Raw genomic sequence first — 4,199 nt, forward strand, 5'->3', positions numbered from 1 at the left:
ATCCTCTGTTGCCATTACTTCATTCAACTCAGGAGTCCAACCATAGCGTATGATATTGGCAAAATACCGAGGCCATTCCCAAGGCCATCGGCCATAAACAGGCTGCACTCGATAAGTAATTGTTTTTCCTGCCTTAACAAAGTTTAGAACACTGTCTTCAACTTGATTCAGGTGACTGGCGGCTGATGGGTTGTTGGTTGATTGAGTGAGAGGAGTAAGGTTTTTCCATTCATCTCCAGGCCCACCCAATTTTCCTCGAAGTAAGTGACCGGCAACATAGTAAGATTGACCGCCTGGGTTTCGACGCATCATCAATGATTTGTATGAAGCGTTACTCGCCTTCAAGGTATCGGAATCAGTTCCGCTTCCATCAGGTTGGTTACCTGAATTCAAACCATTTACCTGCATAAATGATCCAAATCCCCGCCCAGTGAGCGGCCCCCACAAAGGTAAAGCTTTATTATTGTTGTCTTCAACGTTTCCACGAATCATTCCTGCAACCGATACCTATGTCGCTTAAATTGTTACCGATAAGCTTACGCCCTGCTAATTTGAACCAGTCTCCTGGCGAGGCGAAATAGCCGATTTTCAAATTCCCAGGATCGTCTCCCTGTACTCTAATTGCACTCAGTTTAAAATCTGATTCCGCTACTTCCAATATCTGTTTCAGTTGCTCAGGATCAGGATCGCTTTCAGATATTTGTTGAGTAACCCATTTGTGCGCGGCTAGTTTTCTATCTGTAGTTGAAACATTTTCATCTTTGCTTGCATACGTATCATCCGCAGAGTCAGAAAAATAACCATTACTTTCTTCTTTCTGAATAGCACGCTGCTGTTGATTTGAAATGTTGTCCTGGAATTGATCTATCTGCTGAATGTGTGGACTATTGTTCATCACGTTCTCTTGCAGTTTTCGTTGAGCAACAGCTTCTGGTCGATTATCCACAAACCCAACGCCTTGCTTTACATTATTTTCCTTCTGAGCAACCCTTTTACTTATATTCTTCTTCGGTTTCTCTACTTGTGCATACATATCTCAACCCATTTATTTTTCAGTGATTGTTATAGGCAATGAATAAAGCCTATAACATCCAGATCGCCGTCAAGTGACCTTTAATTGGACTATCTTTATATCTAAAGAGGGCTCTTTAACTCCCATAAATACTCTGCAACGCTTGAGCCCCTAAACCATCCGCTTCATGCTCTAACGCCGGGTTATCATTCACCGACAGTTCCAACTCAATTATAGTCAGTTTCTTATAGTCGTCACACTTGCAATGTCTTTAAACAATCCTTCCAGTAACTGATCTTCAGAGAGAAGAGACATTGCGCAAATCGCAATGATACAGGGACAACAACGTCATCAGATCAAACATCCTCCTGTTAAAAAAACCACAGAGCGTCATTCAAGGTTGTAAAACCCTCGACAAATGCGCTATAGCTATAAAATCCCAATTGGGAACGCCATTTCCTATTCTTAATCAGGAATATCCCATGCTAGACCTCTGCTTAGATTACTTAAAAGAAAGGATGAACCAATCCGTTAAGAACGTTTTTGATTTAGCCGATGATTTGGTGATTGTCTCGCGACCAACAGATCTCGATGGCTCAAAGTCGCCTAAAATACAAAACAAGATCCTCGTTTTCGTTAGCAACATTGAGAAAGACGCATTTTCTAAAAGTTATCGACAAGATTTCAACGCGATGAGCAATAGAACGGCGGTATCATCACAACCACTTTTTATCACCATGACGGTGACAGTCGCGGCTAACTTTAGTACCAACCATTACTCAGACGGGTTAAAGGTACTTTCCCATTTCCTGGCATTCTTCAACCGCCTTAGCAGTTTCAATCGACAGAACTCTCCCGATCTCCCGAAAAACATCGAACAAATCAACATGGAACTGGAGTCCATACCGGGTGATCAGCTTAATCACATGTGGGGAATATTCGGCTCACACTACCTGCCCTCATGTAATTATCGAGTGAGAGTACTCATACCGGATAGTGAGTCTATTCTGTCTCAGGTGGGTAACATCCATTTGTCAGCTACCACGATGGCAAAAAGAGAGAATTAAATGGCAGACTATCAATCGTTCTTAGCAGTTAGCGTTTTGCATGATTATTACAATGCAAACAGCAACGGATTAGCCCCTGTTGATCTTATACCCGACCGGGACACCGCATGGTTACTCAGGCAATACAGCATTCTGCTGAAATCCGCGCGAGGGTTTACACAACTGGTTGTCGATACTGAACAGTTTGCTGATTTAGCCGATTTGACCGATGAATTGGCCTTAAGGTTCTATCTCGTGAGCACAGACCCCGTCACCAGAAGCATCACACAAATGCCCAATATGTTCGATATTTCAACTATAAAGGCAGCATTTATAGATAGCGCAACGCTTGATATCAGCGCAGAACAGTGGGTTGATATAGATCAGTTAAATGCAACTACTGCCTACGAAGGGGTTGCCACTTATAACAAAAATTTAATCAGCATACTCACCGTCAGTCTTCCAAAGCACCACTTAACCTTAGAAAAAAAGTCTATCACGGTTCGGTTCAACGCCATCTCGACCTGTTGGAAATATTATATATTTTCGTTAAGTGGCACAAAAAAACTCACCATTTCCGACGCATTCACAGAGCAAGAGCATGAACAGATCGCCAATAAAACGGCAAGGGTTTTTCTATCTAACGATCAAATCCCCTTGAGGCAGGTTTATACAGAACCCTTTTCACTGTCAGATGATAAGAACGTTATTATTAAATCCCTTCCACTTCCTACACCAGATAATATTTCAATATTTATTGCCAAAGAGATAAAAAAATCTATCGCTCACATCTATGTCAACTGAAAACGCTATGATGTGTAACCCTCTCATGGCAATCATACGCAAGCACCGCAAAGTGACAATCGCTGAATAAAGCAGGAATACGTATCGGTGGGCATAAATCATGAAATTTTATGCGATTAAAACCATAAAAAATTTAATCATTATCTCTTTAAACATGGTTTAATCAGGATTTTATAGGGTAATTTCAGACCAGCAGAAACGCAGTGATACCGGGGTATTGGTTTCAGGAAAAACCAGTTGCATCATTTCTAAGTTGCGTCACGTGCTCTGGCCGTTTTTATCGCATGATAAAATTTACCCTGCCACAACAGGAAAAAATTTTTCATTATTTTCAATACATTAAAACACACCCTTCACCTTTCGTTGGCGCTAGAAACCAACCCGTGCCGCGAAAAGTCTATATTGGTAAAGATGAATAATGTCGCTTGAATTTCTCAACATCAACAGTTGACAGAAAACACAGCAAACGCTATACCAAACATATCATTTGTTAATCAGATAGTTCTTATTGAATGCCTTTCTTAACAGCGTTTTTTCCTGTGTGTTAACCGTTGGGCATGGTTGCCAATCAATTACATGAAGGTCCAAACTATGGGCGTAATGAAAACACCTGGCGTATATATTGTTGAGCAGAACGCATTCCCAAATTCTGTTGTTGAAGTTTCCACTGCGGTTCCCGCGTTTATTGGATATACAGAGAAAGCGGATAACGGTGGTAAATCGCTAAGTAATCAAGGATGGCGTATTACTTCCATGTCGGAATATCGGCAATATTTCGGTGGAGAACCACAACACTTATTTGAAATATCCGAAATTGGTGCCGCGCCTGATGCTAATACCAAAGAGGCATTTAAGCAGGCAGGGAAAACTTACCAAATAACTCAATCAAACACCCGCCATCATCTTTACTACAGCATGCTCTTTTTCTTTCAAAATGGTGGCGGCCCTTGCTATATCGTGTCTGTGGGTAATTATTCCGATGATATCGATGCAGGCGCATTAAAAAGCGGTATTACGCCTCTGATTAAAGAAGCGGAACCCACCATGCTGATTATCCCTGAAGCAATACAATTGGCAGAAGACGACTGTATTAACGTCGAGCAGGCCATGCTCGGCCATTGCGGCGGCAAGATGAAAAACCGAGTGGCTATCTTAGATATCTGGAACGGTTACAAAGACCGTCAGCATCCTGATGGCGACTGTGTTGAAAACTTCCGTTCTAAACTGGGTACCAATTATCTCGATTACTCTTCGGCTTATTACCCCTGGCTCAACACCTCTATCGTGCAGGACAGCGATGTCAGTTTCCTCAACATCAGCAATGTAGATAAGCTGGC

Annotated in this window: 4 protein-coding genes and 1 pseudogene; 3 read left to right on the forward strand and 2 right to left on the reverse strand. The window is 41.9% G+C overall.

The genetic code is table 11. The annotated features are described in order from the left end of the window. Both J5224_RS23625 and J5224_RS23630 read right to left on the reverse strand, forming a co-directional pair. Positions 1-492, reverse strand: a 492-nt coding sequence (locus J5224_RS23625; RefSeq protein WP_264627676.1) for a DNA/RNA non-specific endonuclease, incomplete at its 3' end; no start/stop codon positions are given. Further along, a complete protein-coding gene (locus J5224_RS23630) occupies positions 473-1,033 on the reverse strand; it encodes a hypothetical protein (RefSeq protein WP_264627677.1) in 561 nt (186 codons plus the stop codon). The genes J5224_RS23630 and J5224_RS23625, both read right to left, overlap by 20 nt. Positions 1,034-1,494: 461 nt before the next feature. Here J5224_RS23630 and J5224_RS23635 point away from each other — a divergent pair, with 461 nt between their 5' ends. From J5224_RS23635 to J5224_RS23645, 3 genes and pseudogenes are all read left to right on the forward strand, one after another. Further along, a complete protein-coding gene (locus tag J5224_RS23635; RefSeq protein ID WP_264627678.1) occupies positions 1,495-2,079 on the forward strand; it encodes a DUF4255 domain-containing protein in 585 nt (194 codons plus the stop codon). Then, the gene (locus J5224_RS23640) at positions 2,080-2,862 is read left to right on the forward strand and encodes a hypothetical protein (RefSeq protein ID WP_264627679.1); all 783 of its coding nucleotides are present in this window, start codon (positions 2,080-2,082) and stop codon (positions 2,860-2,862) included. A 591-nt stretch (positions 2,863-3,453) separates the two neighbouring features. Then, positions 3,454-4,199: pseudogene (locus J5224_RS23645) on the forward strand (phage tail sheath family protein); the annotation flags it as partial.

The sequence above is a fragment of the Candidatus Symbiopectobacterium sp. NZEC135 genome, assembly GCF_025962695.1.

What these genes read in the sequence shown, in the direction of transcription:
- J5224_RS23630 (WP_264627677.1), bottom strand. Translation starts at nt 1,033, where the DNA reads ATGTATGCACAAGTAGAGAAACCGAAGAAGAATATAAGTAAAAGGGTT.
- J5224_RS23635 (WP_264627678.1), top strand. Translation starts at nt 1,495, where the DNA reads ATGCTAGACCTCTGCTTAGATTACTTAAAAGAAAGGATGAACCAATCC.
- J5224_RS23640 (WP_264627679.1), top strand. Translation starts at nt 2,080, where the DNA reads ATGGCAGACTATCAATCGTTCTTAGCAGTTAGCGTTTTGCATGATTAT.